Genomic DNA, 26,206 nt, shown 5'->3' with positions numbered 1-26,206 from the left:
GTCCGGGGAACGCGTGCCGCGCTCGCGCGTATCTCTGGAACGGCGTCACGCCGGAGAATTGCAGCCGCCACCAGCTCTTGAGGACACGCCATGAAGAAAGCAGCCAAATCGGTCTCCAAGACCGCTCCGAAGAAGGCCTCGACCTCCAAAATCGTCACCTCGTCGAGAGTCGACCTTGCCTCCAACACCAAGACCGAGGTGATCTCGGTCCTGAACGCACGTCTTGCCGACGGCATCGACCTCGCGCTGATCACCAAGCAGGCCCATTGGAACCTCAAAGGTCCGGGCTTCATCGGCATCCACCTGATGCTGGACGGCTTCCGCAAGGAACTCGACGAGCATGTCGATACGGTCGCCGAGCGCATCGCGCAGCTCGGCGGCATCGCGTTAGGCACGACGCAGACGACGGCGGCGACGACCAGCCTGAAAACCTATCCGACCGACATCATCACGGTGCAGGACCATCTCGCCGCGCTGATCGCGCGTTACGCCGCCACTGCCAATCTGGTGCGCGAGGCGATCGATGCCACCGACGAAGCCGGCGACGCCGGTACGGCGGATCTGCTGACGGCGTACTCGCGCATGCTCGACAAGGCGCTGTGGTTCCTGCAGTCGAACGCGGCGGCCTGACGAGGCGGATAGCCGTCGTAGGCGTTGACGGGCGGGGTCTGCATGGGCTCTTAAGTCGGCAGACCGATTGGCCTTTGATTTTTCACGGCCGGGGCAGGTTCCCCGGCCGTTTTGCGTTCGAGCGAAGCGATGATGGACAAGACATTCGAGCCGGCGACCGTCGAGGCGCGCGTCAGCGCGGCGTGGGAAAAGGCCGAGGCCTTCAAGGCCGGGCGCGGCGCGTCTCCCGGCGCTGAGCCTTATTGCATCGTGATCCCGCCGCCCAACGTCACCGGCTCGCTTCACATGGGCCACGCGCTCAACAACACGCTGCAGGACGCGCTGTGCCGGTTCGAGCGCATGCGCGGCAAGGATGTGCTCTGGCAGCCCGGCACCGACCATGCCGGCATCGCGACGCAGATGGTGGTCGAGCGCAAGCTTTCGGCCGAACGCAACATCGCGCGCCGCGACATGACGCGCGAGGACTTCCTCAAGGAGGTCTGGGCCTGGAAGGAGGAGTCCGGCGGGACGATCGTCAACCAGTTGAAGCGGCTGGGCGCCTCCTGCGACTGGTCGCGCGAGCGCTTCACCATGGACGAGGGCCTGAGCGCCGCCGTCCTCAAGGTGTTCGTGTCGCTGCACAAGCAGGGGCTGATCTACCGCGCCAAGCGGCTGGTCAACTGGGATCCGAAGTTCCAGACCGCGATCTCCGACCTCGAGGTCGTGCAGGTCGAGACCACCGGCTCGTTCAAATGGCAGCGCGGCGGCGAGGAGGCCTTTGACGCCGCCAAGCTGGAGAAGGTTTTGAACCGTGCGCCGGGCGGGCATCTCTATTACTTCAACTATCCGCTCGAAGGCGTGACCTACGACGCCGACGACGCTGCGACCTTCATCACGGTTGCGACGACGCGGCCCGAAACGATGCTCGGCGACACGGGCATCGCGGTCCATCCGCAAAACGAAAGGCTCGGTCACCTGATCGGCCGGAACGTCGTGCTGCCTCTGGTCGGGCGCGTCATCCCGATCTTCGGCGACGACTACGCCGACCCGGAAAAGGGCACCGGCGCGGTCAAGATCACGCCGGCGCATGATTTCAACGATTTCGAGGTCGGCAAGCGGCAGAAGTTGCGCGTCGTCAATATGCTGGACGGCGAAGCTCGCATTTTGATTCAGGGCAATGACGACTTCCTCGAAGGTGCGTCGCCCGAGGCGCAGACAATGGCGTTGCACGGGCTAGACCGTTTTGCGGCGCGCAAAGCGGTTGTGGCGATGATGGTCGAGCGCGGATATCTCGCCAAGGTCGAGCCGCATGGCCACACCGTGCCCCATGGCGACCGTTCTGACGTCGTGATCGAGCCCTGGCTCACCGACCAGTGGTATGTCGACGTCAAGCCGCTGGCTGAGCGCGCGCTGGCCGCCGTCAAGGACGGCCGCACCAAGATCACGCCCGAAAGCTGGAACAAGGTCTATTTCGACTGGCTGGAGAATATCGAACCCTGGTGCGTCTCGCGCCAGCTCTGGTGGGGCCACCAGATTCCGGTCTGGTACGGGCCGGACGGCGAGGTTTTCGTCGCGGAATCGGAGGCCGCAGCCCAGGCGCTGGCGCTTAGCCACTATGGCGGCACGGTTGCGCTGACCCGCGACGAGGACGTGCTCGATACCTGGTTTTCTTCAGCGTTGTGGCCGTTCTCGACCTTGGGCTGGCCCGACGAGACGGCGGAACTCAAGCGCTACTATCCGACTGCGACGTTGGTCACCGCCTTCGACATCATCTTCTTCTGGGTCGCCCGGATGATGATGATGGGCCTCAACTTCATGGACGAGGTGCCGTTCAGGGACGTCTACATCCACGCCATCGTTCGCGACGAGAAGGGCGCGAAGATGTCGAAGTCGAAGGGCAACGTCATCGACCCGCTGGTCCTCATCGACCAGTACGGGGCCGACGCGCTGCGCTTCACGCTGGCTGCGATGGCGGCGCAGGGGCGCGACATCAAGCTGTCGCCCGCGCGCGTCGAGAGCAACCGCAATTTTGCGACGAAAATCTGGAACGCGGCGCGTTTCGCCGAGCTGAACGGCTGTGCGCGCGTAGCGGGCTTCGATCCGGCAAACGTCAAGCAACCGCTCAACCGCTGGATCCTGAGCGAGGCGGCGCGCGCTGCCGACGAGATCGCGGCGGGCATCCCGAGCTTCAAGTTCAACGAGGCGGCGGGCGGCGCCTATCGCTTTGTCTGGAACCAGTTCTGCGACTGGTATCTCGAGCTTGCCAAGCCGGTGCTGCAGGGCGAGGGCGTCGATGCCGCGCAAAAGGCCGAAACGCAGGCGACGATCGCGCATGTCATCGACCTGATCTGCCAGCTGCTGCATCCGTTCATGCCGTTCCTGACCGAAGAGCTCTGGGCGCAGAAGGCAGGCGAGGGCGCTCCCCGCGCCGTGGCCCATGGCGAGGATGCTCTGGTCTGCCTGACGCGCTGGCCCGATCTGGCGGCGCTGAAGGACGAGGCGGCCGAAGCCGAGATCGGTTTCGTCGTCGACCTGATTTCGGACATCCGTTCGGTGCGTTCCGAGGTCAACGTGCCTGCCGGCACGCAGTCGCCTTTGGTGCTGGTCAAGGCGTCGGCTGCGACACGGGCCGCCATCGAAGCCTGGGCGCCGATGATCGAGCGGCTGGCGCGGGTGTCCGAAATCGCCTTTGCCGATGCCGCGCCCGCGCAGGCGGCCCAGATCATCGTGCGTGGCGAGGTCGCGGCTTTGCCGCTGGCCGGCATCATCGACCTCGATGTCGAGCGCACGCGGCTGGCCAAGGAGATGGCCAAACTCGACCAGGACATCGCGATCGTCGACAAGAAGCTCGGCAACCCCGACTTCATGGCGCGCGCGCCCGAAGAGATCGTCGAGGAGAACCACGAGCGCAAGTCCGCGGCGCAAGCGCGCAAGCTCAAGATCGCCGAGGCGCTGGCGCGGCTGTCGTGAGATTGCGCCATCAAAGAGGTCTATTATCAATTGCTTGAAAACGCGTCTCGAACCCTCCTCGTCATTCCGGACAAGCCGCGAAGCGGCGCTGATCCGGAATCCATCGTCAAGCGTTGCGCTCTGCGATGGATTCCGGGTCTCCGCTTCGCTGCGCCCGGAATGACGGCGTTTTTCATTCAAACCAGAGGCTTTGAGACCCAAGCTTTGGCATTGCGGAAAGCCTGATAGGAATCCAGCCGGAGCCTTCGCCATGTTCGCCCGCAACGCCTTCGGTCGCTTCGATCCCGACGATTTCGTTACGCAGGCCGGCACACCCTCGCGCCGTCTGCTGCTGACAGGGCTTGCGGCGTCAGGCCTGATGCTGGCGAGCGGGCAGGCGCAGGCGCAGCGCCTCTGGGCCAATCCGGTCTTCAAGGCCGATCCGTTCTCGCTGGGGGTCGCATCGGGCGATCCTTCGTCCGATGGCTTCGTGATCTGGACGAAGCTCGCGCCGCAACCGCTCGACGAACATGGCGGCATGCCGATGCGGGCCGTCGAGGTCGCCTGGGAGGTCGCCACTGATGAGGCGTTCGGGCAGGTGGTGCAGCGTGGCACCGGGCTCGCGCGTCCCGAACTCGGCCATGCCGTGCATGTCGAGATCGGCGGGCTGGAGCCGAACCGCGCCTATTTCTACCGCTTTACCTGCGGCGGCGTGCGCAGCCCGGTTGGACGCGGCCGGAGCTTTCCAGCGGCCGGCGCGCCCGTCGAACGCATGAATTTCGGCGTGCTCGGCTGCCAGCGCTATGAGGACGGCTTCTTCACGGCCTTCCGCCATGTCGCCGAGGAACGCTTCGATTTCGTGTTCCACTATGGCGATTACATCTACGAGTACCGCACGGTGCGTCCCGGCGAACGGACCCGGCCGGTGGCGCGGGTGATGCCGGGCGAGCCCGACGAGATCTTCGCGCTCGCCGACTATCGCCGCCGCTACGCGATCTACAAATTGGATCCCGATCTGCAGGCGGCCCATGCCTCGGCGCCCTGGCTGGTCTCCTTCGACGATCATGAGGTCGAGAACGACTGGGCGGGCTATGTTTCGGCCGTCGCGGGCGTGCCACCCGAAATCTTCGCGCTGCGCCGGGCCGCCGCCTTTCAAGCCTGGTACGAGCACATGCCGCTGCGCCGGGCGGCGATACCGCGCGGGCCGGAAATCCTGGCCTATCGCCGCTTCCACTATGGCGACCTCGCGCAGATCGACGTGCTCGACACCCGCCAGTATCGCAGCGACCAGCCTTGCGGCGATGGCTGGCAGACGGGCTGCACCGAGGCGCTCGCGCCCGAACGCACCATGCTGGGGGCGACGCAGGAGCGCTGGCTTGCGGACGGGTTTCGCACCAGCAGGGCGCGCTGGAATGTGCTCGCCCAGCAGGTCATGCTGATGCGGCGCAATGCCGAGCCCGAGGCCGGTCCAGCGAGCTACAACATGGACAAATGGGACGGCGCGGTGGCGGCGCGCCAGCGGCTGTTTGCAGCGATCGAGGGCGCCCGGCTGGCCAATCCGGTCGTGCTCACCGGCGACATCCACCAGAACTGGGCGGGCGCGCTGAAGGCGGATTTCGACGATCCCAAATCGAAGACGCTCGGCGTCGAGTTCGTCGCGACCTCGATCTCGTCGGGCGGCGACGGGGCGGCAATGACCAGGGCCGGCCGGGTCGGCCTCGCGAAAAACCCGCATATCGGCTATTTCAACAACCAGCGCGGCTATATGCGCCACAGCGTTTCGCATCGGCTCTGGCAGGCCGATTACCGCCTGCTCGACAAGGTCACGCAGGCCGGAGCGGCGGTGGCGACCAAAGCGAGCTTCGTGGTCGAGGCCGGGCAGCCGGGGCTGAAACCGGCGTGAGCACGTCTCGCAACGGACACGAATCCGTCGCCATGTTGACGTTGACGCAAGACATCTCTGGCAATCTCTTGCAGACGCGCTTAGATGCGCCGGACGCAAATCCGCCATGCGTTCCGTGGCCATCATCGACCCAGGACCGGTTACCCGAACGCCATGCTCAAACGAGCCTATGACTGGTGCGTATCCTACGCCTCCCATCCCGGCGCGCCTTACCTGCTGTTCGCGCTGACCTTCGTCGAAAGCTCGGTCAGCCCGCTGCCGCCGATTCCGCTGCTGCTGCCGATGTGCATCGCGAGGCCGGACCGCGCCTGGTTTTATGCCGGGGTGTGCTCGCTCGGCGCGGTCATGGGCGGTTATCTCGGTTACGCCATCGGCGCGCTGCTCTATGATTCCGTCGGCTCCTGGCTGATCGGCATCTACGGCCTGCAGGAGAAAGCGGCGCAGCTGATCTCGACCTCGCAGGACTACTGGTTCTGGGTGCTGGTCACCAAGGGGCTGACGCCGATCCCGTTCAAGATCGTCACGATCATGTCGGGGTTCCTGCACTTTGACATCTGGAAGTTCACGATCGGCATGGTGGTCTCGCGCGTCACCTTCTTCATGATGATCGCGCTGGCGCTGCGCTTCTATGGCGACGACATCCGCATCTTCATCGAGAAGCATCTGCCGATGGTCGCGATCGGGCTGCTCGTCGTGGTCTTCGGCGGCTTCTTCGTGCTGCCGATGGTGCTGTGAGCGATCGGCTTATTTCGCAGGCGCGATCCTGTGGCGGCCGAAAAGGTTCCGGGCCGTCGAGACTGCGCCGGGATTTGTGACATCGCCGCAACACTGGTTCCGCATCGCGCGGACGCTGCGCCGCGCCTGCGCGATTGCCGCGAAGCCGCCACAAAGCGCGCCCAGCAGAGAGGCGCGATAAACCACTGAGATATAGAAGAATTAAAGTCTGTCTGTCAGGCTTTGGGGTGCGTTCCTCCCTTAAGGTTGACGACGGAGGGAGCGTTGCGCCCGGCTTGGGCTGCGTGGCACATCTGCCTCGCGGTCAGAGCGCAGGGTGGAACGGGGAAAAAGACCATGGATGCGCGTGTGTTCGACAAATCGAGGCTGCCCAGCCGGCATGTCAGCGTAGGTCCGGCCCGCGCGCCGCATCGGTCGTATTATTACGCCATGGGCATGACGGCCCGCCAGATCGCGCAGCCCTTCGTCGGCGTCGCCTCATGCTGGAACGAGGCCGCACCCTGCAACATTTCGCTGATGCGCCAGGCCCAGGCCGTCAAGAAGGGCGTCGCCTCGGCCAACGGCACGCCGCGCGAGTTCTGCACGATCTCGGTCACCGACGGCATCGCCATGGGCCATCAGGGCATGAAGTCCTCGCTCGCCTCGCGCGAATGCATCGCCGACTCGGTCGAACTGACCATGCGCGGCCATTGCTATGACGCGCTCGTCGGCCTTGCCGGATGCGACAAGTCGCTGCCGGGGATGATGATGGCGATGGTGCGCCTCAACGTGCCCTCGATCTTCATCTATGGCGGCTCGATCATGCCGGGCACCTTCAAGGGCAAGCCGGTCACGGTCCAGGATGTGTTCGAGGCCGTCGGCAAGCACTCGGTCGGCGCGATGTCGGACGAGGATCTGCAGGAGCTGGAAGAGGCGGCCTGCCCGTCCTCGGGCTCGTGCGGCGCGCAGTTCACCGCCAACACCATGGCGACCGTCGCCGAGGCGATCGGCCTGGCGCTGCCCTATTCCTGCGGCGCACCGGCGCCCTACGATATGCGCGATACCTTCTGCTACACCGCCGGCGAGATGGTGATGGAGCTGATCGCCCGTAACATCCGGCCGCGCGACATCGTCACGCTCAAGGCGCTGGAAAACGCGGCGACGGTCGTGGCGGCGTCTGGCGGCTCGACCAATGGCGCGCTGCACCTGCCGGCGATCGCGCATGAGTGCGGCATCGATTTCGATCTCTTCGCCGTCGCCGAGATCTTCAAGAAGACGCCCTACATCGCCGACCTCAAGCCCGGCGGAAAATACGTCGCCAAGGACATGTTCGAGGTCGGCGGCATCCCGCTGCTGATGAAGACGCTGCTCGATCATGGCTATCTCCACGGCGACTGCATGACCGTGACCGGCCGGACCATCGCCGAGAACATGGCCTCGGTGAAGTGGAACAGCGACCAGGACGTGATCCGTCCGGCCGACAAGCCGCTCTCGCCCAATGGCGGCGTCGTCGGCCTGCAGGGCAATCTCGCGCCCGAGGGCGCGATCGTGAAGATCGCCGGCATGACCACCGAGCAGCTGGTGTTTTCGGGTCCCGCGCGCTGCTTCGACCGCGAGGAGGACGCGTTCGCCTGCGTCACCAACCGCGAATACAAGGTCGGCGACGTGCTGGTCATCCGCTATGAGGGTCCCAAGGGCGGCCCCGGCATGCGCGAGATGCTGTCGACCACCGCGGCGCTTTACGGCCAGGGCATGGGCGACAAGGTCGCGCTGATTACCGATGGCCGCTTCTCGGGTGCGACGCGCGGTTTCTGTGTCGGCCATGTCGGTCCGGAGGCTGCGGTCGGCGGCCCGATCGCGCTGATCCGCGACGGCGACATCATCGAGCTCGACGCCATCACAGGAAAGCTCGCTTGCCGCCTTTCTGATGCCGAACTTGAGTCGCGTCGTAAGGACTGGGTGCCGCGCAAGACCGACTACACCTCGGGTGCGCTGTGGAAATACGCCCAGACGGTCGGCTCTGCGAAGGGTGGGGCCGTGACCCATCCCGGAGGGGCTGCCGAGATCCATTGTTATGCGGATATCTGACGCGACCATTGCAGCATTTTTCCTGATCCTGGGCGGCCAACAGGCTGCCTGGGCGCAGGATGCTGTTGCCGGTCGCGGACCCGTTCCGCCACGCCCGATTCCGGGCATAATACTGCCCGAGCCCGATGTCGCGCCGTCGCCTGCTCCGGTCGCGCCCGGTGTCCGCGCCATCGCGCCGGCTCCCAATGCGCCGGCCGCGCATACCGCGCTGCCGCTCGTCCCCTTCAGCAGCGCGCGCGATGCGATCCGCGCCTGGATGCGCGACACCACCGCCGGCGACCAGGCCGGCGCTGTGCGCGCGCTCGAATATGCGGCTTCGCAGGGACATCTCACCGCCCAGTTCAAGCTCGGCCGGATGTATGCCGGCGGTGACGGCGTGCCGGCCAATGATCTCAAGGCCTTCGAGTATTTCTCGAAGATCGCGGACGAGAACGCCGACGCCACTCCCGCCACCGCCGACGGGCGGATCGTCAGCGGCGCCTTCGTCGCGCTGGGCGGCTATTTTCTCGATGGCATCAAGGGCACCTATGTGAAGGCGAATGCCGACCGGGCCTTCGACATGTTCCACTACGCCGCCTCGTATTTCGGCGACCCGGACGGGCAGTACAATCTCGCGCGGCTCTATATGAGCGGGCAGGGCACCAACCGCGACGCCCGCCAGGCGGCGCGCTGGATGAAGCTTGCCGCCGAAAAGGGCCATGCGCCCGCGCGGGCCGTGTTCGGCGACATGCTGGTGCGCGGCGGCGACGGCGTGCCGCGCAGCCCCGTCATCGGCCTGATGTGGCTCTCGCTGGCGCGCGACGGCGCCGACGCCGCGCGCGAGGGCTGGATCATCGAGCGCTATGACGCAGCTTTTGCCGCAGCATCGGCGGCAGACCGGAGCGCCGCGCTCGCCATGGTCGAGCGCCAGCAGGTCGGCGGGCGCACCACGGCGCAGCGCTGAAGCCTGCGGTCTGCATCCGCTATCATCGGGCCAGCGTAGCTGGTGCAGACCCACAGGGAGCCTGCGCCATGCGCAAAGCCACGTCCTTCAGCCTGATCGCCAGTTTCGCCGTACTTGGCCTGTCAGGGGCTATCGCTCAGGAGAATTTCGAGGCCTGGGCTCCGCTCAAGGATCCGTTCCCGAGCACGGGCGGCGGCGGCATCATGATTCATGATTACGACCCCGTCGTCGCGAACGGGACGTGCACCACGAATTTCCGCGCGATCGAGCCCAATGGCACAGTCTATCGCAACTCGATCGTCTTCGACGCGGTCGAGACGCAGGGCGGTGTGCTCTGCACAGCCGGGAAATGGCGCTCGGCCGATGGTTCGGCGACCGGAACGACGCCGTTTCGCGTGTTCATCAAGGGCGGCGTGAAGCGCGGCAGCGCGGACTGAGCGCTTCCCTTCTCCCCTTGCGGGAGCAGTGAAGAACGCGGCTCAGGCCGCCAGCTCCACCATCACCGGCACATGGTCCGACGGCTTCTCCCAGCCGCGGACATGCTTGACGATCTGGACGCCCGACAGCCGGTCTGCCGCCTGCGGCGACAGCAGCAGATGGTCGATGCGGATGCCGTTATTGCGCTGCCAGGCGCCGGCCTGATAGTCCCAGAAGGTGTAGAGCCCGCTGGCCTCGCTCGTCGCTCGTAGCGCTTCGGTCAGGCCCAGAGCGAGCAGGCCGCGAAAGGCGGTGCGGGTCGGCGGCAGGAAGAGCGCGTCATTGACCCAGACGGCCGGTTCGCGCGCGTCGCGCGGTTCGGGGATCACATTGTAGTCGCCCGCCAGCACCAGCGGCTCCTCCATTGCGAGAAGACCGCGCGCATGGTCGGTCAAACGCTGCATCCAGCCGAGCTTGTAGGGATATTTCTCGGTGTTGGGCGGGTTGCCGTTGGGCAGATAGATCGAGGCGATGCGCACCACGCCCGATCCAAGCGGCAGAACGCCTTCGAGATAGCGCGCCTGCTCGTCGGTCTCGTCACCGGGTAAGCCGCGCCGGACATCCTCGAGCTTGATGCGCGAGATGATGGCGACACCGTTGAAGGTTTTCTGGCCATGGGTCTCGACCTGCCAGCCGGCCTCCTCGATCTCGGCGCGCGGAAAATCGGCATCGACGCATTTGATCTCCTGCAGGCAGAGCGCGTCGGGCTCTTCCTGCCTGAGAAAGTCGAGCAGATGGCCAAGCCGCTGGCGGACCGAATTCACGTTCCAGGTGGCGATGCGCAACGCTTCAGCTCCCGACTCGAAAGAGACGCAGGATAAGCGGCACCAGCGCCGCCGTGACAAGTCCGTTCATTCCCATGGCGATGCCGGCGAAGGTGCCGGCGACCGGGTTGACCTGAAAGGCCCGGGCGGTGCCGATGCCATGCGAGGCGAGGCCCGCCGCAAAGCCGCGCGCCCGCCAGTCGGTGAAGCGGCATAAAATCATCAGCGGCGTCACCATGACCGCGCCGAAGATGCCGGTCGCGATCACCAGCGTCGCGGTCAGCGAGGGCTCGCCGCCGATCTCGCGCGAAATCCCCATCGCGATCGCGGCCGTGACGGATTTGGGCGCGAGCGCCGCCAGCACCGGGTATGGCGCACCGAAGGCGGCGGCGATGCCGACCGCGCTGACGACGGCCGTGACGGCTCCGGCGAACAGCGCGGCCAGAATTGGCAGTGCCGCCTTGCGCACCACCGGCCAGTGCCGATGCAGCGGCACGGCGAGCGCGACCGTCGCCGGCCCGAGCAGGAAATGCACGAACTGCGCGCCCTGAAAATAAGTCTCGAACGGCGTGCGCGTCGCGGTCAGGATCGCGGCGATCAGCGCAACCGCCATCAGGACCGGATTGGCGAGGGGGTGGCGTCCGCAGGCGGCCGAAATCCGATCGGCCGCGACATAGGCGACCAGCGTCACGGTGAGCCAGAGCAGCGGATCGGCCGCGAGATAGACCCAGAGCGTCTCGACGCGGGCGAGGTCGAGCGGCGTCATGAGTCGGTTTCCGGACGGCTGCCGACGAGGTTCGCGACCTTGACGAAGACGAAGGCGGTGACCAGCAGCGTCAGCGCCGTAGAGCCGACGAGCGCCGCGATCAGGCTCGGGCCATGAGCGAGCATCGTGCCGGCATGGCGCACGATGCCGGCGCCGGCAGGCACAAACAGCAGCGAGAGATGGGCGAGCAGCACGCCCGCGACCGCGCCGAGCGGCAGTTCATCGACCGGCGTGCCTTCGGGCCGGCGATAGCGCCGAAGCTGCAGGCCGAGGAAGAGCAGCGCCAGGCCGAGTACCGGGCCCGGCACCGGCAAGACGAGCAGCCGCGCCATGGCTTCGCCGGCGAGCTGGCAGGCGAGAAGAAGGGTCAGGCTTGCGATCATCGGTGCGCTCACTGTCCGCCGGGCTGTTTGCCAGCCTAGCGCGACCGCGACGGCAAAAGGCACAAAAACAAGAAGCACAAGACCACAAAAAACCTCCCCGCATCACTGCAGGGAGGTTGCCGGATTCGTCGGTCAGACGGTGTCAGCTGTCGCCGGCTCAGGGGCAGGCACGGACCACGCCGCCGGCGGCGATATAGGTCCCGGTCTCCGGGTCATAGCTGCGGAAGCGGCGCGAGCAATAAGCCACGGCGTCGCCGTCCGAAGGCGCATAGCCACCATAGACGGGCGCGCCGTAGACGGGAGCTGGCGCGGCGTAGACCGGGCCGGGTGCGAGCAAAGCGCCCGCCGCCAGAGCGCCGATCGCGCCGGCAGCGATGCCTGCGCCGACCGCCGCGCCGCGACCGCCGCGGTAACCGCCCCTGTAGCCGTAACGAGCACCGCCACGGTAGCCGCCGCGATATGCGCCACGGTAGCCGGGGCCGTAGCGGCGATACTGCACGGTCTCGACCAGATCCTTGCCGCTATCGGCCAGCGCCAAGGCGGCGGACGAGGTCGCGCTGATCGGCGCAGCCGAAGCGGGAGCCGCCACGAGGGCGCTTCCGGCGAGCACGGCGGCGATAGCCAAAGTCTTGATCATGAGAAAACTCCTTTCCTCTCCAACGCGAGAGGAACTCGACATGTTCCTCCGATTGTCACCGAACTTAGTCGCTGACGTGGCGTCATGGAAGCGCTGATCGCAAAGATGGTCAAATTTTCGACGGCCGCACTGCTTTCGGAGGCTTTTGCCGCTGCATGGCAAGACCTGCTTGCAGGCGCGCTGCTCTGGCCCCATCTAGCGGCAAGGTTTTTTGCACTGCAGCATCCATTCGAGAGACTAGTCCCATGTCGCATCCTGGTGAAACCCCGCCAGTTCCCACCGTCGCCAGGGCTATCGGTCTGTTGCCGACAATCATCTTCAGTTCGCGCTGGCTGCAGTTGCCGCTCTATCTCGGGCTGATCGTGGCGCAGTGCGTCTACGTCTTCCTGTTCCTCAAGGAACTCTGGCATCTCGTGACCCACGCCTCGTCCTTCGGCGAGCAGCAGATCATGCTGGTCGTGCTGGGCCTGATCGACGTGGTGATGATCTCGAACCTGTTGATCATGGTCATCGTCGGCGGCTACGAGACCTTCGTCTCACGGCTGCGGCTGGAGGGACATCCCGACCAGCCGGAGTGGCTCAGCCACGTCAACGCCAGCGTGCTCAAGATCAAGCTCGCCATGGCGATCATCGGCATTTCGTCGATCCACCTGCTGCGGACCTTCATCGAGGCAGGCAATATCGGCAGCGCCACTGCGACGAACTACACCTCGACAGGCGTCATCCTGCAGACCGTGATCCATACGGTCTTCATCCTGTCGGCGATCGGCATCGCCTGGGTCGACCGGATGACGATGCCCACCGGCAAGGGCCACTGAACGAGTTTCACCCTCTGAGGCGGCGCGGTAGCCCTGCGGTTCGCGGCTGGGCGAGGCCGGGCGCGGTCTCCAGCCCGAGCGTCGGCAGCGCGAGCGTGCGCTGGCCGCGAAAATCGACATGGGCGACGAGGAGCCCGCGCTCCTCGATATAGCCGAGCAGGCGGCGCGCCCGGCTCGGCGAATGGCTGCCATAGACGCTGGCGAGTTCGGCGTCGCTGGGGGCTGGCATGCGTTCGATCCCGGCGCGGGCGATGAACAGGAACAGCCCCTGCAAATCCTCCGGCAAGGCAAGGGAGGCTGCGATCGCCGCCTGCCAGGCGTCCGAATCGACCGTCTCGCCGCTTGCGCCGGCGCGCGCGACCGCCAGACGCCGGCGAAACTCCTCGAGACTGAGATGGGTCCGGCCAAGCGCGCGCATGCGGCAGCGCACGGTGAAATCCTGATAGAGCACGGCGACCTGCCGCGAGCGCGCCTCGGGATCGGACATCAACTCGCGCAGGATCTCCGTCATGATAGCCTCGCGCTCGGCCGGCGCGATCGCGATCTCGGGCTCCGGCTCGGCGGCTGCGACCGGGCGATAGCTCTCGAGCTGCTGCAACACGTCATTGGCGGGGCGCGGACGCGGGGCAGGGCGCGGCAGTCGGCTCGCTGGCGAAGGCTCGTCCGAACCGGCGGTGAAGATCAGCTTGCCTGCTTCCTCCTGCCCCTGCTCGGGCAGTGGCAGGAGGCCCGGCGCGCCGCCGCGATCGACCGAGGTCGCGGGCCCGATTCGCAACGGCAGCGGGCGCTTCGACAAAGCCGGGCCCAGCGCCACGAACTGGCCGCGTTCGAGATCGCGGAACATCTCGGCCTGCTTGCGGTCCATGCCGAGCAGATCGGCGGCACGGGCCATATCGATGTCGAGGAAGGTGCGGCCCATCAGAAAATTCGAGGCCTCGGCCGCGACGTTCTTGGCAAGCTTGGCCAGCCGCTGCGTCGCGATCACGCCGGCCAGCCCGCGCTTGCGGCCCCGGCACATCAGATTGGTCATCGCGCCCAGCGACAGCCTGCGCGCTTCGTCGGAAGCCTCGCCCGCCATCACGGGCGCGAAGAGCTGGGCCTCGTCGACGACGATCAGCATCGGGAACCACAGGCTGCGATCGACATCGAAGAGACCGCCGAGGAACGCAGCGGTGGCGCGCAACTGCTCGTCGGCTTCGAGGTTCTCGAGATTGAGCACCACCGAGACGCGATGCTGGCGCACCCTGAGCGCGACCCGCTGGAGCTCGGCCTCGCCGCATTGCGCATCGACCACGACATGGCCGAACTGGTCGGCGAGCGAAACGAAATCGCCTTCCGGGTCGATTACCGCCTGCTGCACCAGAGGCGCGCTCTGCTCCAGCAGCCGACGCAGCAGATGCGACTTGCCCGAGCCGGAATTGCCCTGCACCAGCAATCGTGTCGCCAGCAACTCGGCGAGATCGAGCCAGGCCGGTTCGCCGCTCCGGCTCAACCCCATGTCGATAGCCGTCGTCATGCCGCGATCACGCCACTTCCCTTAACCATCGGACCGGCGCTTCTAGCATGGGCGCGCGCATCGTCGGGCGCGCGGCCACCGCCTTCCACAGCAAAGCTTGGGCGTCAGCAGAGCCTGGGCATCAGCAGAGCCTGGGCGTCAGCGCGGGCAGCCGCGCGCGCGCTCCTCGCGGGCGAGGTCGGCGACCATCCGGCGCTGGGCGTTGCTGAGCGGAACCTCCTCCAGCGCGTCATAGGCGCAGCCGGCATTGCCGAAGGCCCGGATCGCGCGGGTCGTCTTGAAGCAGTAGCCCTGCGCCTTGTAGACCTCGTTGCGCGAAAACCAGAGATCTTCGCAGGTATCGGCGCGAGCCGGCGCGGGCAATGCGCAGGCGATCAGCGCGAGCGCGCCGATGCAGAATGCCGATCTGGTCATGTCGCCGCCCCTTTTCGTCGCGCTCACGGAAGCCTCGCGCAGGTCGCCAGTAACGGCAAGTTACCGGAAAATGCACGAAAAAGCTGGTCGGCACCATGTATGACAAGCGCGGATCCCTGCGGAAATCGCCGCGCGTCAGCGATGCGCGGCCATTTCCAGACAGGTCAGGACCTGAACATAGCTCGGCGGGCCGCCGAGCCTTGCGCCCTCGACGCAGACATCGCGCTGGCGAATGTTGAATTTCGTCCAGTTCTGCCGGAGGTCGGAGGCCGCCTTGCTCTCATCGTCGCGGCAGGCCTGATTGGGCCGGCCGACACCGGTGTAAGGTTCGCCTGCGTTGCGGCAGGTCTGCTCGATATCAAAGCGTGGCGGAGAGGCGGCGACGGGGATAGCGACATTGCCCGCGAAAGCGAGCGAAACGAGACCGGCGATGATCATGGCGGGAGTCTCCGCAAGCGCCCCAAGTCCAAACGCGCGGGCGGGAGAATGGTTCCGCGCTCAATCAACCCGTCAGAATAGCCTCGACGATCTCCTGCACCTCCAGCGCCTCCGCCAGCGTCGCCAGATGGTGCGGCTCGCCTCGCGTCAGGCTGACGACGCCTTCGAGCTGGCGTTTCAGCGCGAGCGGGCGGGCCTGCTCGTTGGGCAACGCACCTTTCGCTGGTTGCCAGGTTCCGTCGGGCAGGCGGCGCTCGGCGATCGACCAGTCGCGCAGTCTGACCGCGCCACTGTCGCCCTCCAGCGTCCAGATGTTGTGGTCGTCCTTCAGGGTCGTGCCGACTCCTCCCGTGAGCGCGACCGGGGTCTCGCCCGCGAACAGTTCGGCTGCGATCGCGCGCTCGGATTTTTCGGGGTCGGGGAAGGAGGCTTTCGCCTTGAGGCCGTGCAGCGGGCCGACGATGCGGCGGGTCAGGAACAGGAAATGCGAGACGACTTCGCGGGTAAAGCCGCCCTGCGCCGCGCGGTCGAGCCAGCCAGCAGCGTCAGCCTGCCAGGGGCGCGGCCAGACCGCGAAGCCGACCTCGATCGCAACCTTCGAGACCGCGCCGATCTCGCCCTGCGCGATCCAGTCGCGCAGGGCCGCGACGGCAAAGGAGGAGGCGAAGGGAAAATTGACCGCGCCCCGGTCGCCGGCCTGCGCGACGAAGGCGCGGGCGTCCGTGACATCGAYCGCCAGCGGCTTTTCGCAGAAGACCGACTTTCCGCTGCTGAGCGCGGCGCGGGCATGGCCGAGATGGGAGGCCGGAGGCGAGGCGATGTAGACGCAGTCGCTGGCGGCGATCAGCGCCAGCGCGTCGGGCTGGCGCGGCACGGCGGGGAGGGCGGCCGCGATGCGCAGCATGGCCTCGGTCGACGGATCCCAGATTCCGGCAACGCGCATCGTCTCCGCCGGCTGGTCGAGGATCGCCCGCAGCAGGCGCTCGCCCATGATGCCCGCGCCGATGATGCCGATGGTGACGGGTGCAGGCATGGCGAAACTCCGGTTGCGGACGTGCGGGGATAGCAGGGTTTGTGTGGCGTTTTGAAGGGCATCCCACCGGCAAAAAGGCTGACGCTTCGTTCGTGGACGCAAGACAGGGTTCGTTGTAACCGTTGCGACCGCGCGATGTCAGAGGGGACGCAGCATGGACCGTTTCACTGGCGGCTGCCGCTGCGGCAATGTCAGAATCGTCGCGTCGGGACGGCCGTACCGGGTCGGCGTTTGTCATTGCCTCGACTGCCGCAAGGCTCACGGCGCGCTGTTTCACGCCTCGGCGATTTTTCCGCAGGAGGCCGTGACGATCCAGGGCGAAACCCGCGACTATGAGGGGCGGTTTTTCTGCCCGCGCTGCGGCTCGCCGGTTTTCGGACGCAGCGGCGACGAAATCGAAGTCCATCTGGGATCGCTCGACGCCCCCGACCAGTTCGTGCCGACCTACGAGCTCTGGACCATCCGCCGCGAATCCTGGCTGCCGCCGTTTCCGCTCACGAGACGGTATGAGCGCGACCGCGAGGGGGCAGGACGATTCGAACATCAGCAGCCCCCCAGATGAGCGCCGCCACGCCTTCGCTGACGGCTCTGGGCTGGTCCGACTTCTTCGCGCGGCAATGCGGGACCGACGATGCCGGCCTCGTGCCGGCCCGGATCGCGACCGTCCATCGCGCCCGGATGAGCGCGATCGTGCCGGAGGGGCCGATCCGCCTGGAGCTGCCGGTCCACGCCAACACCGGCGACTACACGGTCGGCGACTGGGTGCTGGTCGAGCCCGGCAGGCATCTGCTGCGGCGCCTGCTGGAGCGCCGCACGGTGCTGGCGCGGCGCACCGAGGGCGGCAAGACGCCCCAGTTCGCCGGCGCCAATATCGACACGCTGTTCATCGTCACCTCCTGCAATGCCGATTTCAACGTGGCGCGGCTGGAGCGCTATCTGGCGCTCGCCAATGAGAGCGGGGCGCAGCCGGTGATCCTGCTGACCAAGGCCGATCTCGTCGACGACGCGGAGCGCTATCGCGAACAGGCATCGGCTTTGCAGCGCGGGCTGATCGTCGCGAGCGTCAACCCGCTCAGCCCCGATGCGGCAACGGTGCTCGCGCCCTGGTGCAAGGAGGGCGACACCGTCGCGCTGGTCGGCTCGTCGGGCGTCGGCAAGTCGACGCTGGTCAATGCGCTCGCCGGTCACGACGCCGGTGACGAGCAGCAGACCGGCGACATCCGCGCCAGCGACGCCAAGGGCCGCCACACCACGACCTCGCGCTCGCTGCACGCGATTGCAGGCGGCGGCTGGGTCATCGACACGCCTGGCATGCGCACGCTCCATGTCAGCGACGCGGCCGTCGGCCTCGAGATGCTGTTCGCCGAGATCAGCGAGCTGACGCATCTCTGCCGTTTCCGCGACTGCACCCATGAGCACGAACCCGGCTGCGCCGTTCAGGAGGCGGTCAAGGATGGCAGGGTCGATCCCGAGCGGCTGGCGCGCTGGCGCAAGCTCGATGCGGAGAACCAGGCGAAGACTCCGGTGGTGAAGGGGGCGCGGGGGAGGCGGCGGTAGGGGATACCGTCTCGCCGCCGTCATGCCCGGGCTTGACCCGGGCATCTCGTGCCGCGCTCCGTCCCGCTTCATTGCGCCTCATCCGGCACGGGATTCTCGGGTCTGCGCTGCCGCTCCGCCCGAGAATGACGCGCGTATTCGCTCCCGCCCGCATGTCTGCGTCGGTTGTTAGACGAGGGGCAGCGGAGCGCCGCGAGGCGCGTGTTGGTATCGTGCCGCAACCATTGAGCCAGGCTGCGGCGCGGGCAGATTGAGCCACTGCCCGCACGCCCCGTGGCGCTCCGCCCGTCGGCGATTTTTGGCTCCGGGCCGCGCTTATCGGGTCGATTGCCTGCCGCTGCCGCGAACCTGTCGGACGCCAGTTCCCCTCAGCGGGTTGTCGCGTCTTCCAGGCGTTGGGCAATGGCTTTCCTGCCGCCGACCGTTCCAGCGAGCTCCTCGCACAGGGGCCGTAGTACCCCCAGGGCGGTGCCCCGAAGCCTCCCGAGTCTGGCGTGCAAAGCCAGCCGCAGGCGCCGCCCCCATCCCGACCATCGGCGTGCCTCCGGATGGCTGCCCCTCGGGGATGAGGTCATGGCAGAGTAGGCTGGCGTGTGGAGGGCGGGGATAAGTTTCGCGCGGGAAACACGACGGAGAACCCTCTCCTGTAAGGAGAGGGCAGGGTGAGGTGTTGGCCATTGCTCGCATTTAGCTCGGGTTCGCTGCGGCTCGCCTGGCGTTTCGCTGGTCCAGCGGCCATCACCTCACCCCTGCCCCTCTCCTTACAGGAGAGGGGTTCTTCCAGCGCCATTCTCGTCAGCAATCACTGATTGCTACGGCTCACGAACACCCCGTCGTGCTCCCACACGTGTTGCACTTCAGGCACGTCCCATTCCGCACCAGCGTGAAATTCCCGCACTCGCCGCAGGAATCGCCCACGTACCCCTTCATGATCGCCTCGGCCCGGCGCTCTGACGCCGTCGGCTGGGCGGCCGGGGCGGAGAAGCCGAGCTTGGCCATCTCGGCCTCGCCATTAGCCTCCGGCTCTTCCTTCAGCGCGGTTGCGCCGATGGTCGCCAGCGCCATGACGTTGGAGCCGCCGCGCGCGACCGTGTCGAGGTTTGCCGGCGTGCCGCCGCCCTGGATGGCATGGAAGTTCATCGGCTTGCCGCGGCGGAAGCCGGTCGAGGCCAGCGGGCTCGAGGTCACGGGGGCGACGACCTCCGGAGCCTTGCCCTGATCGACGCCGCCGCCCATCACGTCATGGCCGATTTCGCTGGGATCGACATGGGCGAGGTCGTGGCGGCCGAGATAGGAGATCGCCAGTTCGCGGAAGACGTAGTCGAGGATCGAGGTCGCGTTCTTGATCGACTGGTTGCCCTGCACGAAGCCCGAGGGCTCGAAGCGCGTGAAGGTGAAGGCCTCGACATATTCCTCCAGCGGCACGCCATATTGCAGGCCCAAGCTGACCGCGATGGCGAAGTTGTTCATCATCGCCCGGAAGGCTGCGCCCTCCTTGTGCATGTCGATGAAGATCTCGCCGAGGCGGCCATCGGCATATTCGCCGGTGTGGACATAGACCTTGTGGCCGCCGACGACCGCCTTCTGGATGTAGCCGGTGCGGCGGCTCGGCATCTTCTCACGCTCGCGGATGACCTTCTCGACGATGCGCTCGACGATCTTCTCGGTCAGCTGCGTGGTGCGGGCCGCCATCGGCTGCTGATAATGCGCCTCGACCGCATCCTCCTCGTCATCCTCGTCGGCGATCAGGGCCGAGTTCAGCGGCTGGGAGAGCTTCGAGCCGTCGCGGTAGAGCGCGTTGGCCTTCAGCGCGAGCTTCCACGAGAGCATATAGGCGCTCTTGCAGTCCTCGACGGTGGCGTCGTTGGGCATGTTGATGGTCTTCGAGATCGCGCCCGAGATGAAGGGCTGGGCGGCCGCCATCATGCGGATATGGCTCTCGACCGAGAGATAACGCTTGCCGATGCGCCCGCAGGGGTTGGCGCAGTCGAAGACGTTGTAATGCTCAAGCTTGAGGTGCGGCGCGCCTTCCAGCGTCATCGCCCCGCAGACATGGACATTGGCGGCCTCGATCTCGGCCTTGCTGAAGCCGAGGAAGGGCAGGAGCTCGAAGGTCGGCTCGGCCAGTTTTTCAGCCGGAACTTTGAGCACGTTGACCAGGAAATCCTCGCCCAGCGTCCATTTGTTGAAGACGAACTTGATGTCGAAGGCGGCTTTCAGGTCCTTCTCGACGGCGTCGATCCTGTCCTGCGGAAAACCCTTGGCGCGAAGCGAGCCGTGGTTGACGCCCGGCGCCTGCGCCATCGAGCCGTGGCCGACGGCATAGGCCTCGATCTCGGCGATCTCGCTTTCGCGATAGCCGAGCGCCCGCAACGCGTCGGGCGCCGCGCCGTTGATGATCTTGAAGTAGCCGCCGCCGGCGAGCTTCTTGAACTTGACCAGCGCGAAATCGGGCTCGATGCCGGTGGTGTCGCAATCCATGACGAGGCCGATCGTGCCGGTCGGCGCGATCACGGTCGACTGGGCGTTGCGGTAGCCGTGCTTCTCGCCGAGCGCGAGCGCATTGTCCCAGGCGATGCGGGCGCGCTCCGAGAGCAGGGCGCTGGAGCCGCCGAGGCGGGCGAGCGTGCCATGGTCGAGCGGGACGGGTGTGACTTCGAGCCCCTCATAGCCCGCGGCCATGCCATGGGCCGCGACGCGGTGGTTGCGGATGACGCGCAGCATGTGGGCCGCGTTCTTCTTGTAGCCGGGGAAGGGGCCGAGTTCGCCCGCCATCTCGGCGGAGGTGGCGTAGCTGACGCCGGTCATCACGGCGGTCAGCGCGCCGGCCAGCGCACGGCCCTCGTCTGAATCATAGCCGAGGCCCATGGTCATCAGCAGGCCGCCGATATTGGCGTAGCCGAGGCCAAGCGTGCGGTACTCATAGGAGAGCTCGGCGATTTCCTTGGAGGGGAACTGCGCCATCGTCACCGAGATTTCGAGCACGACGGTCCAGAGCCGGCAGAGATGCTCATAAGCCGCGACGTCGAAGGCCTTGGCCCCGCGGTCGTAGAACTGCAGCAGGTTGGCCGAGGCCAGGTTGCAGGCGGTGTCGTCGAGGAACATGTACTCCGAGCAGGGGTTGGACGCGCGGATGCGGCCAGACGCCTTGCAGGTGTGCCAGTCGTTCATCGTGGTGTTGAAGTGCAGGCCGGGATCGGCCGAGGCCCAGGCGGCGTAGCCGATCTTCTCCCAGAGGTCGCGGGCCTTCAGCGTCTTCATCACCTTGCCGGTGGTGCGGCCGGTCAGGTTCCAGTCGCCATCGGTCTCGACCGCGCGCAGAAAATCGTCGGTCAGCGAGACCGAGTTGTTCGAGTTCTGGCCGGAGACGGTGAGATAGGCCTCCGAATCCCAGTCGGTGTCGTAGGTGTCGAACTTGATCTCGGTGTAGCCCTGACGGGCGAACTGCATCACGCGCTTGATGTAGTTGTCGGGCACCATCGCCTTGCGGGCGAGCTTTACCTCGCGCTTCAAAGCGGGGTTCTTCTCGGGGTCGAAGCAGGCGTCGCCATCGGCCTCGCAGTTCACGCAGGCCTTCATCACGGCCTTCATGTGCTTCTGGACGACCTTCGACCCGGTGACGAGAGCTGCGACCTTCTGCTCCTCGCGCACCTTCCAGTCGATATAGGTCTCGATGTCGGGGTGGTCGACATCGACCACGACCATCTTGGCGGCGCGGCGCGTGGTGCCGCCCGACTTGATCGCGCCTGCTGCCCGGTCGCCGATCTTGAGGAAGGACATCAGGCCAGAGGAGCGGCCGCCGCCGGCGAGCTTTTCGCCCTCGCCGCGCAGCATCGAGAAGTTCGAGCCGGTGCCCGAGCCGTATTTGAACAGGCGGGCTTCGCGGACCCAGAGGTCCATGATGCCGCCCTCGTTGACGAGGTCGTCCTGCACGCCCTGGATGAAGCAGGCATGGGGCTGGGGATGCTCATAGCTCGACTTCGACTTCACCAGCTTGCCGGTCTTGAAGTCGACGTAGAAATGGCCCTGGCTCGGGCCGTCGATGCCATAGGCCCAGTGCAGGCCGGTGTTGAACCATTGCGGCGAGTTCGGCGCGACCATCTGGCGGGCGAGCATGAAACGCAGCTCGTCATGGAAGGCCTGCGCGTCTTCCTCCGAGGAGAAATAGCCGCCCTTCCAGCCCCAATAGGTCCAGCAGCCGGCCAGCCGGTCGAAGACCTGCTTGGACGAGATTTCGGAGCCGTAGCGCTCCTTCTCCGGCCGAGCCGACAACGCCGCCTCGTCAGGCACGCAGCGCCAGAGGAAGGAGGGAACGTCGTTCTCCTCGACCTTCTTCAGCGCGGCCGGTACGCCCGCCTTGCGGAAATATTTTTGCGCGAGCACGTCGCTGGCGACCTGCGACCAGGCGTCGGGCACCTCGATGCCCTCGAGCCGGAATACGATCGAGCCGTCGGGATTGCGGATCTCGCTGACGGCGGAGCGGAAGGGAATCGTCGCGTAAGGCGACTGGCCGGCTGAGGTGTAGCGGCGCTCGATGCGCATGATCTGTCGTCCCTTAAGATCTGCCGCGAGCGAAAAAGCCTCGCGCGGCCGGTTGCTCACCGGCTCCTGATGTCAGCCCAACTCGGTTTGATGCCCCTTGGACGCAGCGGCGGTGTTTCCCGCCGTCTCGCCCGGTTGCGGCCAGAACGGTCCGCAAGCGATCGCCCGCCGCAGCCGTTGCCGGCTTGCCGCGTCGTGACCACCTCGACCCCTCTGGAAACTCTTTTGCGGGTGTCGAAGGCGTCTCCGCCGGCCGTCACGCGACCGTCAAAATTTAGTCCCGAATGGGTCCGCGCGTCAAGGATTAGTGTGAGGCGAAGCCTGTGGACACGACATCTGGTGGGTATGTGTGAGTTGTGGGGATAAGTTTCAAGGCATTCGCTAAGCCTTGGGAATCGCGGGACGAATCCCATCCACGCGGCAAGACTGCCACAGTGGACGGCAGAAAAAACCCCTCAAATGCATGCGCTGGTGGTTAACCAATGGTCACTGGCGCGACCTCAGGGGCAGCCAGCGCAACCGGCGTCTGCGGCGCTGCGGGCAAGTGGTTGAATCCGCCTGAGCTTCGCCGGAAATGACGGCTTTTCGCAGGGGCCTCGAATCGAGGCCGAATCGTGGCGAAAAGATTTCCGCGATTGCCGCAATGCCAGCAGCCAGGCGAACCGCGCCTTAAGGGCGCGTATCGCATCCTATGATCTCCCGAACACGATGGGATCTCCAATGCGCCGTCTCGCCTTGCTTGCCCTGGCCGTGCCGTTCCTGATCGCCGGCTGTACGCCCGATCCCCTGACGCCCGAACTCGCCGGCCGCTGGGCGGCGCATGGTCGCGAGCGGTCTGGCGAGGCCAGGGCGGCCTGCGGCGAGGGCGGCGTGCGCATCGACAAGACGGAGATCGTCGTGGAGAGCGGAATTGGCGGATTTGCGGTCGCGACCATCGATCGGGCCGAGCGCCGTGGCGGGGATACCGATCTGCGCATCACGACCCGGAATTTCGCAAAGATGGCCGGCATCGCCTCGCGCTTCGTGCCGGAAGCCGGCGACGTGGCGGCGGAGCTGAGCGACTGGTCGGGCCTCAAGCTCAGCCTGACGCTCAGGCGCAACAAGGACAGGCTTTACCCCGCCAGCATCATGGAACTGGACCGGGCGACGGGGTCGCCGCGTTTGCCCGACCGCGAGATGGTGAAAGCGCTGACAGGTATGCTGACGTTGACGAAATGCGCCTGATGCGGCCGGCCTGACCGGGAGGCAGCCGCGATTGGGCCGCCATGTCCGCCCGCGCACTGGACAGGTCGTCGCCGTCTCTTCATAAGTCGCGCAGGCAAACGACCGCGACAGGCGCAACTTCAATGAAGCCCTTGCTGCTCCAGATCTTCACCTGGTGGAACGGCCAGACCATCGGCACGCGCTTCCACACCTGGCGCTTCGGCGAGCGGGTCGGCGCCGATGAATTCGGCAACGTCTATTACCGCACCAGGGGCGGCGTGAAGGACAAGGCGCTCGGCATCCAGCGGCGCTGGGTCGTCTACAATGGCGAGGCCGAGGCCTCGAATGTTCCGCCGGGCTGGAACGGCTGGCTGCATCACACCGTCGATGTCGCGCCGTCCGAGGAGACTTACGAGCCGCGCGAGTGGCAGCAGCCGCACCAGCAGAACTGGACGGGCACGGCGCTGGCCTATCGTCCCAAGGGCTCGACCCTGTCGGACGGTGAGCGCCCGGCCGCGACCGGCGACTACGAGGCCTGGACGCCCGGGCGCTGAGGCCGCGCCCGCCCGGTGGCCGCGCCAGACGCTCCCATGCCCGAAGGCGTCGGCCGGGGTCCTGGTGATACGGCCGACCTGACCGATCCGGGCCCCGAGCAGACAAGGCCTGCCACGCTGCAGATTTTCCTCGCCTTCCTGATGCTGGGATTGACCGGCTTCGGGGGAGTGCTGCCGATGCTGCGCCGCATGCTGGTTGAGCAGCGGCGCTGGCTTTCGCCCGAATCGTTCACCGAACTGCTCGGCGTCTGCCAGTTCATGCCTGGCGGCAATGCGGTCAACATGTCTGTTGCGGTCGGGCTGAAGTTCCGCGGCGTGCGAGGCGCAATCGCTGGCCTGCTCGGGCTGCTGGCGGCGCCGACCCTGATCGTTGTCAGCCTCGGCGTCGTCTATTCGCGCTATGCCGCCGATCCACATCTGCGCCATGTCTTCGCGGGGCTCGCCGCCGCCGCTGCCGGCCTCCTGATCTCGACTGCGATCAAGATCGCGCTGCCGCTGAGACTCCGGCCGGTCGGGCTCGTCGTCGCGCTGCTCGTCGTGCTTGCCGTCGCAGTGCTGCGGCTGCCGCTGGTGCCGACCATGCTGGTCATGGCGCCGCTCGGCATTCTGGCAAGCTGGAGGTTCGAGCGATGACCGCGACGCCGCTCGTGCTCTTCGTGCTGTTCGCCCAGCTTTCGGTGCTCGCCTTCGGCGGCGGCTACAGCATGCTGCCCGAACTTCAGCGTCAGGTCGTGGATGTCCATCACTGGATGAACGCGCAGGAGTTCGGCGCGCTGTTTGCGCTCGCGCAGGCGGCGCCAGGCCCCAACATGATGATCGTGCCGCTGGTCGGCTGGCAGGTCGCCGGCCTGATTGGGCTGATCGTGGCTTCCGTGGCGAATTTCGGCATCTCGTCGGTGCTGCTCGGCATCGTCATGCATCTCTGGGAGCGCTTCCGCGACCGGCCGTGGCGGCGCGTCGTTCAGGCGGGACTCGTGCCGATCACGGCAGGGCTGGTGGCGGCCAGCGCCGTCGTGATCACCCGCGCGACGACGCATGAATGGGTGCTGCTGGCGATAGCAGCCGCGAGCGCCGTCGTGATGACGACGACGCGGCTGCATCCGCTTGTCGTGCTGGCGGTCGGAGCCCTGATCGGCCTGAGCGGGGTGGGTCTGCCATAAGCTTCGGGACCATGTCGCAAGCGCCCTTTTTCCGCTGCCTTTGCCGTGTTACTGCGCGGGCGTCGCGGCATCTGTCGCGCCCTTTGAGAGATTCGCTGTCCGCATGCCGACGCTTCGCCGCCTTCCGCCTGTCGCCGGGCTGGTTTCCGCCACGCTGCTGTCGCTTGCTCTGACCGGCACGGCCCATGCCGACCGCATCCGCAATCCCACAGCCGTCTTCGCCGGTCTCGACAAGATCACCGGCCGAATCATTTCCTTCGAGGTGGCGGTCGACGAGACCGTGCAGTTTGGCGCGCTGCAACTGACGCCGCGCGTCTGCTGGTCGCGGCCGCCGACCGAAGCGCCGCAGACGACCTCCTTCACCGAGGTCGACGAGGTGACCTTCAACAACGAGTACCGGCGCATCTTCACCGGCTGGATGTATGCGGCGAGCCCCGGGCTGCATGGCGTCGAACATGCGATCTACGATGTCTGGCTGACCGACTGCAAAGGCGGCACCGAGCTCGTGGTCGATCCCAAGGAGCCGGAAGCCCCGGTGCCCGACGAACCGCGCCGGCCGCGCACGACGCCGACGCGCGACGTCACGCAGCCGGGCGGCCAGCCCCCGGCAGGCGGTCGCATCGACGTGCAGCCGCCGCAGGGTGTGCCTGTCGCGCCGCGCCAGGCGCCGACCCAGCGCTTCTTCCCGACCAACCCGGCCGCGCCGCGCGATTCGTCGGGCGGCGGCAACCGCTGAGC

General features: G+C 66.5%; 24 protein-coding genes. 15 read left to right on the top strand and 9 right to left on the bottom strand.

Annotated elements, in window-relative coordinates; genetic code table 11:
• The first annotated feature begins 90 nt into the window (after nt 1–90).
• The 7 genes from dps to AC1DZY_RS15975 all read left to right on the top strand — a co-directional run bounded on the left by dps (nt 91) and on the right by AC1DZY_RS15975 (nt 9,643).
• Nucleotides 91–630 (top strand): DNA starvation/stationary phase protection protein Dps, encoded by a 540-nt coding sequence (dps, locus tag AC1DZY_RS16005; RefSeq protein ID WP_476821118.1) that lies wholly within the window; start codon nt 91–93, stop codon nt 628–630.
• A 129-nt stretch (nt 631–759) separates the two neighbouring features.
• Nucleotides 760–3,579 (top strand): valine--tRNA ligase, encoded by a 2,820-nt coding sequence (locus tag AC1DZY_RS16000; protein WP_476821117.1) that lies wholly within the window; start codon nt 760–762, stop codon nt 3,577–3,579.
• A 250-nt stretch (nt 3,580–3,829) separates the two neighbouring features.
• Nucleotides 3,830–5,461 carry an alkaline phosphatase D family protein gene (locus AC1DZY_RS15995; protein ID WP_476821116.1) on the top strand — a complete coding sequence of 544 codons (1,632 nt, stop codon included), beginning with the start codon at nt 3,830–3,832 and terminating at the stop codon, nt 5,459–5,461.
• A 153-nt stretch (nt 5,462–5,614) separates the two neighbouring features.
• Complete coding sequence (locus AC1DZY_RS15990) at nt 5,615–6,196, top strand: YqaA family protein (RefSeq protein WP_476821115.1); 582 nt, start codon at nt 5,615–5,617, stop codon at nt 6,194–6,196.
• 336 nt (nt 6,197–6,532) lie between these two features.
• On the top strand, nt 6,533–8,263 hold the full coding sequence (gene ilvD, locus AC1DZY_RS15985) for a dihydroxy-acid dehydratase (protein ID WP_476821114.1): 1,731 nt from the start codon (nt 6,533–6,535) through the stop codon (nt 8,261–8,263).
• Nucleotides 8,250–9,206, top strand: coding sequence for a tetratricopeptide repeat protein (locus AC1DZY_RS15980; RefSeq protein ID WP_476821113.1), 957 nt, complete (start codon nt 8,250–8,252; stop codon nt 9,204–9,206). The genes ilvD and AC1DZY_RS15980 overlap by 14 nt, the downstream gene beginning before the upstream one ends.
• Nucleotides 9,207–9,274: 68 nt before the next feature.
• Nucleotides 9,275–9,643, top strand: coding sequence for a hypothetical protein (locus tag AC1DZY_RS15975; RefSeq protein ID WP_476821112.1), 369 nt, complete (start codon nt 9,275–9,277; stop codon nt 9,641–9,643).
• 42 nt (nt 9,644–9,685) lie between these two features.
• Here the strand turns inward: AC1DZY_RS15975 and xth are convergent, their stop codons facing one another.
• From xth to AC1DZY_RS15955, 4 genes are all read right to left on the bottom strand, one after another.
• Nucleotides 9,686–10,468: an exodeoxyribonuclease III gene (gene xth, locus AC1DZY_RS15970; protein ID WP_476821111.1), complete on the bottom strand. Its 783-nt coding sequence runs from the start codon at nt 10,466–10,468 to the stop codon at nt 9,686–9,688.
• Between the two features lie 4 nt (nt 10,469–10,472).
• Nucleotides 10,473–11,213, bottom strand: a complete 741-nt coding sequence (locus AC1DZY_RS15965; RefSeq protein ID WP_476821110.1) for an LrgB family protein — start codon at nt 11,211–11,213, stop codon at nt 10,473–10,475.
• Nucleotides 11,210–11,596, bottom strand: a complete 387-nt coding sequence (locus tag AC1DZY_RS15960; protein ID WP_476821109.1) for a CidA/LrgA family protein — start codon at nt 11,594–11,596, stop codon at nt 11,210–11,212. The genes AC1DZY_RS15965 and AC1DZY_RS15960 overlap by 4 nt, the downstream gene beginning before the upstream one ends.
• A 157-nt stretch (nt 11,597–11,753) precedes the next feature.
• Nucleotides 11,754–12,233, bottom strand: a complete 480-nt coding sequence (locus tag AC1DZY_RS15955; protein ID WP_476821108.1) for a BA14K family protein — start codon at nt 12,231–12,233, stop codon at nt 11,754–11,756.
• A gap of 245 nt (nt 12,234–12,478) precedes the next feature.
• Here AC1DZY_RS15955 and AC1DZY_RS15950 point away from each other — a divergent pair, with 245 nt between their 5' ends.
• Nucleotides 12,479–13,051, top strand: coding sequence for a TIGR00645 family protein (locus AC1DZY_RS15950; RefSeq protein ID WP_476821107.1), 573 nt, complete (start codon nt 12,479–12,481; stop codon nt 13,049–13,051).
• Nucleotides 13,052–13,058: 7 nt separating this feature from the next.
• On the opposite strand, the gene AC1DZY_RS15945 is transcribed toward AC1DZY_RS15950, so the two are convergent.
• The 4 genes from AC1DZY_RS15945 to AC1DZY_RS15930 all read right to left on the bottom strand — a co-directional run bounded on the left by AC1DZY_RS15945 (nt 13,059) and on the right by AC1DZY_RS15930 (nt 16,452).
• Nucleotides 13,059–14,567, bottom strand: coding sequence for a helicase HerA domain-containing protein (locus AC1DZY_RS15945; protein ID WP_476821106.1), 1,509 nt, complete (start codon nt 14,565–14,567; stop codon nt 13,059–13,061).
• A gap of 138 nt (nt 14,568–14,705) precedes the next feature.
• Complete coding sequence (locus AC1DZY_RS15940; RefSeq protein ID WP_476821105.1) at nt 14,706–14,981, bottom strand: YARHG domain-containing protein; 276 nt, start codon at nt 14,979–14,981, stop codon at nt 14,706–14,708.
• Nucleotides 14,982–15,116: 135 nt separating this feature from the next.
• Nucleotides 15,117–15,419, bottom strand: a complete 303-nt coding sequence (locus tag AC1DZY_RS15935) for a hypothetical protein (protein ID WP_476821104.1) — start codon at nt 15,417–15,419, stop codon at nt 15,117–15,119.
• A gap of 64 nt (nt 15,420–15,483) precedes the next feature.
• On the bottom strand, nt 15,484–16,452 hold the full coding sequence (locus AC1DZY_RS15930) for a Gfo/Idh/MocA family protein (RefSeq protein WP_476821103.1): 969 nt from the start codon (nt 16,450–16,452) through the stop codon (nt 15,484–15,486).
• Between the two features lie 154 nt (nt 16,453–16,606).
• On the opposite strand from AC1DZY_RS15930, the gene AC1DZY_RS15925 reads away from it, so the two are divergent.
• Both AC1DZY_RS15925 and rsgA read left to right on the top strand, forming a co-directional pair.
• Nucleotides 16,607–17,014 carry a GFA family protein gene (locus AC1DZY_RS15925; RefSeq protein WP_476821102.1) on the top strand — a complete coding sequence of 136 codons (408 nt, stop codon included), beginning with the start codon at nt 16,607–16,609 and terminating at the stop codon, nt 17,012–17,014.
• A complete protein-coding gene (gene rsgA, locus AC1DZY_RS15920; protein WP_476821101.1) occupies nt 17,011–18,009 on the top strand; it encodes a ribosome small subunit-dependent GTPase A in 999 nt (332 codons plus the stop codon). The genes AC1DZY_RS15925 and rsgA overlap by 4 nt, the downstream gene beginning before the upstream one ends.
• A gap of 819 nt (nt 18,010–18,828) precedes the next feature.
• Here the strand turns inward: rsgA and AC1DZY_RS15915 are convergent.
• A complete protein-coding gene (locus tag AC1DZY_RS15915; RefSeq protein WP_476821100.1) occupies nt 18,829–22,551 on the bottom strand; it encodes a vitamin B12-dependent ribonucleotide reductase in 3,723 nt (1,240 codons plus the stop codon).
• Between the two features lie 720 nt (nt 22,552–23,271).
• On the opposite strand from AC1DZY_RS15915, the gene AC1DZY_RS15910 reads away from it, so the two are divergent.
• The 5 genes from AC1DZY_RS15910 (at nt 23,272) to AC1DZY_RS15890 (ending at nt 26,204) form a co-directional block, all read left to right on the top strand.
• On the top strand, nt 23,272–23,775 hold the full coding sequence (locus AC1DZY_RS15910; protein ID WP_476821099.1) for a hypothetical protein: 504 nt from the start codon (nt 23,272–23,274) through the stop codon (nt 23,773–23,775).
• 122 nt (nt 23,776–23,897) lie between these two features.
• On the top strand, nt 23,898–24,308 hold the full coding sequence (locus tag AC1DZY_RS15905; protein WP_476821098.1) for an NADH:ubiquinone oxidoreductase subunit NDUFA12: 411 nt from the start codon (nt 23,898–23,900) through the stop codon (nt 24,306–24,308).
• Between the two features lie 36 nt (nt 24,309–24,344).
• Nucleotides 24,345–24,941, top strand: coding sequence for a chromate transporter (locus AC1DZY_RS15900; RefSeq protein WP_476821097.1), 597 nt, complete (start codon nt 24,345–24,347; stop codon nt 24,939–24,941).
• Nucleotides 24,938–25,468, top strand: a complete 531-nt coding sequence (locus tag AC1DZY_RS15895) for a chromate transporter (protein ID WP_476821096.1) — start codon at nt 24,938–24,940, stop codon at nt 25,466–25,468. The genes AC1DZY_RS15900 and AC1DZY_RS15895 overlap by 4 nt, the downstream gene beginning before the upstream one ends.
• A gap of 103 nt (nt 25,469–25,571) precedes the next feature.
• Complete coding sequence (locus AC1DZY_RS15890) at nt 25,572–26,204, top strand: DUF2155 domain-containing protein (RefSeq protein ID WP_476821095.1); 633 nt, start codon at nt 25,572–25,574, stop codon at nt 26,202–26,204.
• Nucleotides 26,205–26,206 lie beyond the last annotated feature (2 nt).

It is taken from the genome of Allobosea sp. P2_A10 (genome assembly GCF_056405115.1).
Note: the sequence above shows the minus strand (reverse complement) of the source record. Positions and strands in the feature narration are given on the sequence as shown.

Coding starts and splice junctions, on each gene's coding strand:
- AC1DZY_RS15995 (WP_476821116.1), top strand. CDS start 3,830: ATGTTCGCCCGCAACGCCTTCGGTCGCTTCGATCCCGACGATTTCGTT.
- AC1DZY_RS15975 (WP_476821112.1), top strand. CDS start 9,275: ATGCGCAAAGCCACGTCCTTCAGCCTGATCGCCAGTTTCGCCGTACTT.
- AC1DZY_RS15910 (WP_476821099.1), top strand. CDS start 23,272: ATGCGCCGTCTCGCCTTGCTTGCCCTGGCCGTGCCGTTCCTGATCGCC.
- AC1DZY_RS15940 (WP_476821105.1), bottom strand. CDS start 14,981: ATGACCAGATCGGCATTCTGCATCGGCGCGCTCGCGCTGATCGCCTGC.
- AC1DZY_RS15925 (WP_476821102.1), top strand. CDS start 16,607: ATGGACCGTTTCACTGGCGGCTGCCGCTGCGGCAATGTCAGAATCGTC.
- AC1DZY_RS15945 (WP_476821106.1), bottom strand. CDS start 14,567: ATGACGACGGCTATCGACATGGGGTTGAGCCGGAGCGGCGAACCGGCC.
- AC1DZY_RS15915 (WP_476821100.1), bottom strand. CDS start 22,551: ATGCGCATCGAGCGCCGCTACACCTCAGCCGGCCAGTCGCCTTACGCG.
- dps (WP_476821118.1), top strand. CDS start 91: ATGAAGAAAGCAGCCAAATCGGTCTCCAAGACCGCTCCGAAGAAGGCC.
- AC1DZY_RS15980 (WP_476821113.1), top strand. CDS start 8,250: ATGCGGATATCTGACGCGACCATTGCAGCATTTTTCCTGATCCTGGGC.
- AC1DZY_RS15990 (WP_476821115.1), top strand. CDS start 5,615: ATGCTCAAACGAGCCTATGACTGGTGCGTATCCTACGCCTCCCATCCC.
- AC1DZY_RS15955 (WP_476821108.1), bottom strand. CDS start 12,233: ATGATCAAGACTTTGGCTATCGCCGCCGTGCTCGCCGGAAGCGCCCTC.
- AC1DZY_RS16000 (WP_476821117.1), top strand. CDS start 760: ATGATGGACAAGACATTCGAGCCGGCGACCGTCGAGGCGCGCGTCAGC.
- AC1DZY_RS15900 (WP_476821097.1), top strand. CDS start 24,345: ATGCCCGAAGGCGTCGGCCGGGGTCCTGGTGATACGGCCGACCTGACC.
- AC1DZY_RS15950 (WP_476821107.1), top strand. CDS start 12,479: ATGTCGCATCCTGGTGAAACCCCGCCAGTTCCCACCGTCGCCAGGGCT.
- AC1DZY_RS15960 (WP_476821109.1), bottom strand. CDS start 11,596: ATGATCGCAAGCCTGACCCTTCTTCTCGCCTGCCAGCTCGCCGGCGAA.
- AC1DZY_RS15935 (WP_476821104.1), bottom strand. CDS start 15,419: ATGATCATCGCCGGTCTCGTTTCGCTCGCTTTCGCGGGCAATGTCGCT.
- AC1DZY_RS15965 (WP_476821110.1), bottom strand. CDS start 11,213: ATGACGCCGCTCGACCTCGCCCGCGTCGAGACGCTCTGGGTCTATCTC.
- rsgA (WP_476821101.1), top strand. CDS start 17,011: ATGAGCGCCGCCACGCCTTCGCTGACGGCTCTGGGCTGGTCCGACTTC.
- ilvD (WP_476821114.1), top strand. CDS start 6,533: ATGGATGCGCGTGTGTTCGACAAATCGAGGCTGCCCAGCCGGCATGTC.
- AC1DZY_RS15890 (WP_476821095.1), top strand. CDS start 25,572: ATGCCGACGCTTCGCCGCCTTCCGCCTGTCGCCGGGCTGGTTTCCGCC.
- AC1DZY_RS15895 (WP_476821096.1), top strand. CDS start 24,938: ATGACCGCGACGCCGCTCGTGCTCTTCGTGCTGTTCGCCCAGCTTTCG.
- AC1DZY_RS15905 (WP_476821098.1), top strand. CDS start 23,898: ATGAAGCCCTTGCTGCTCCAGATCTTCACCTGGTGGAACGGCCAGACC.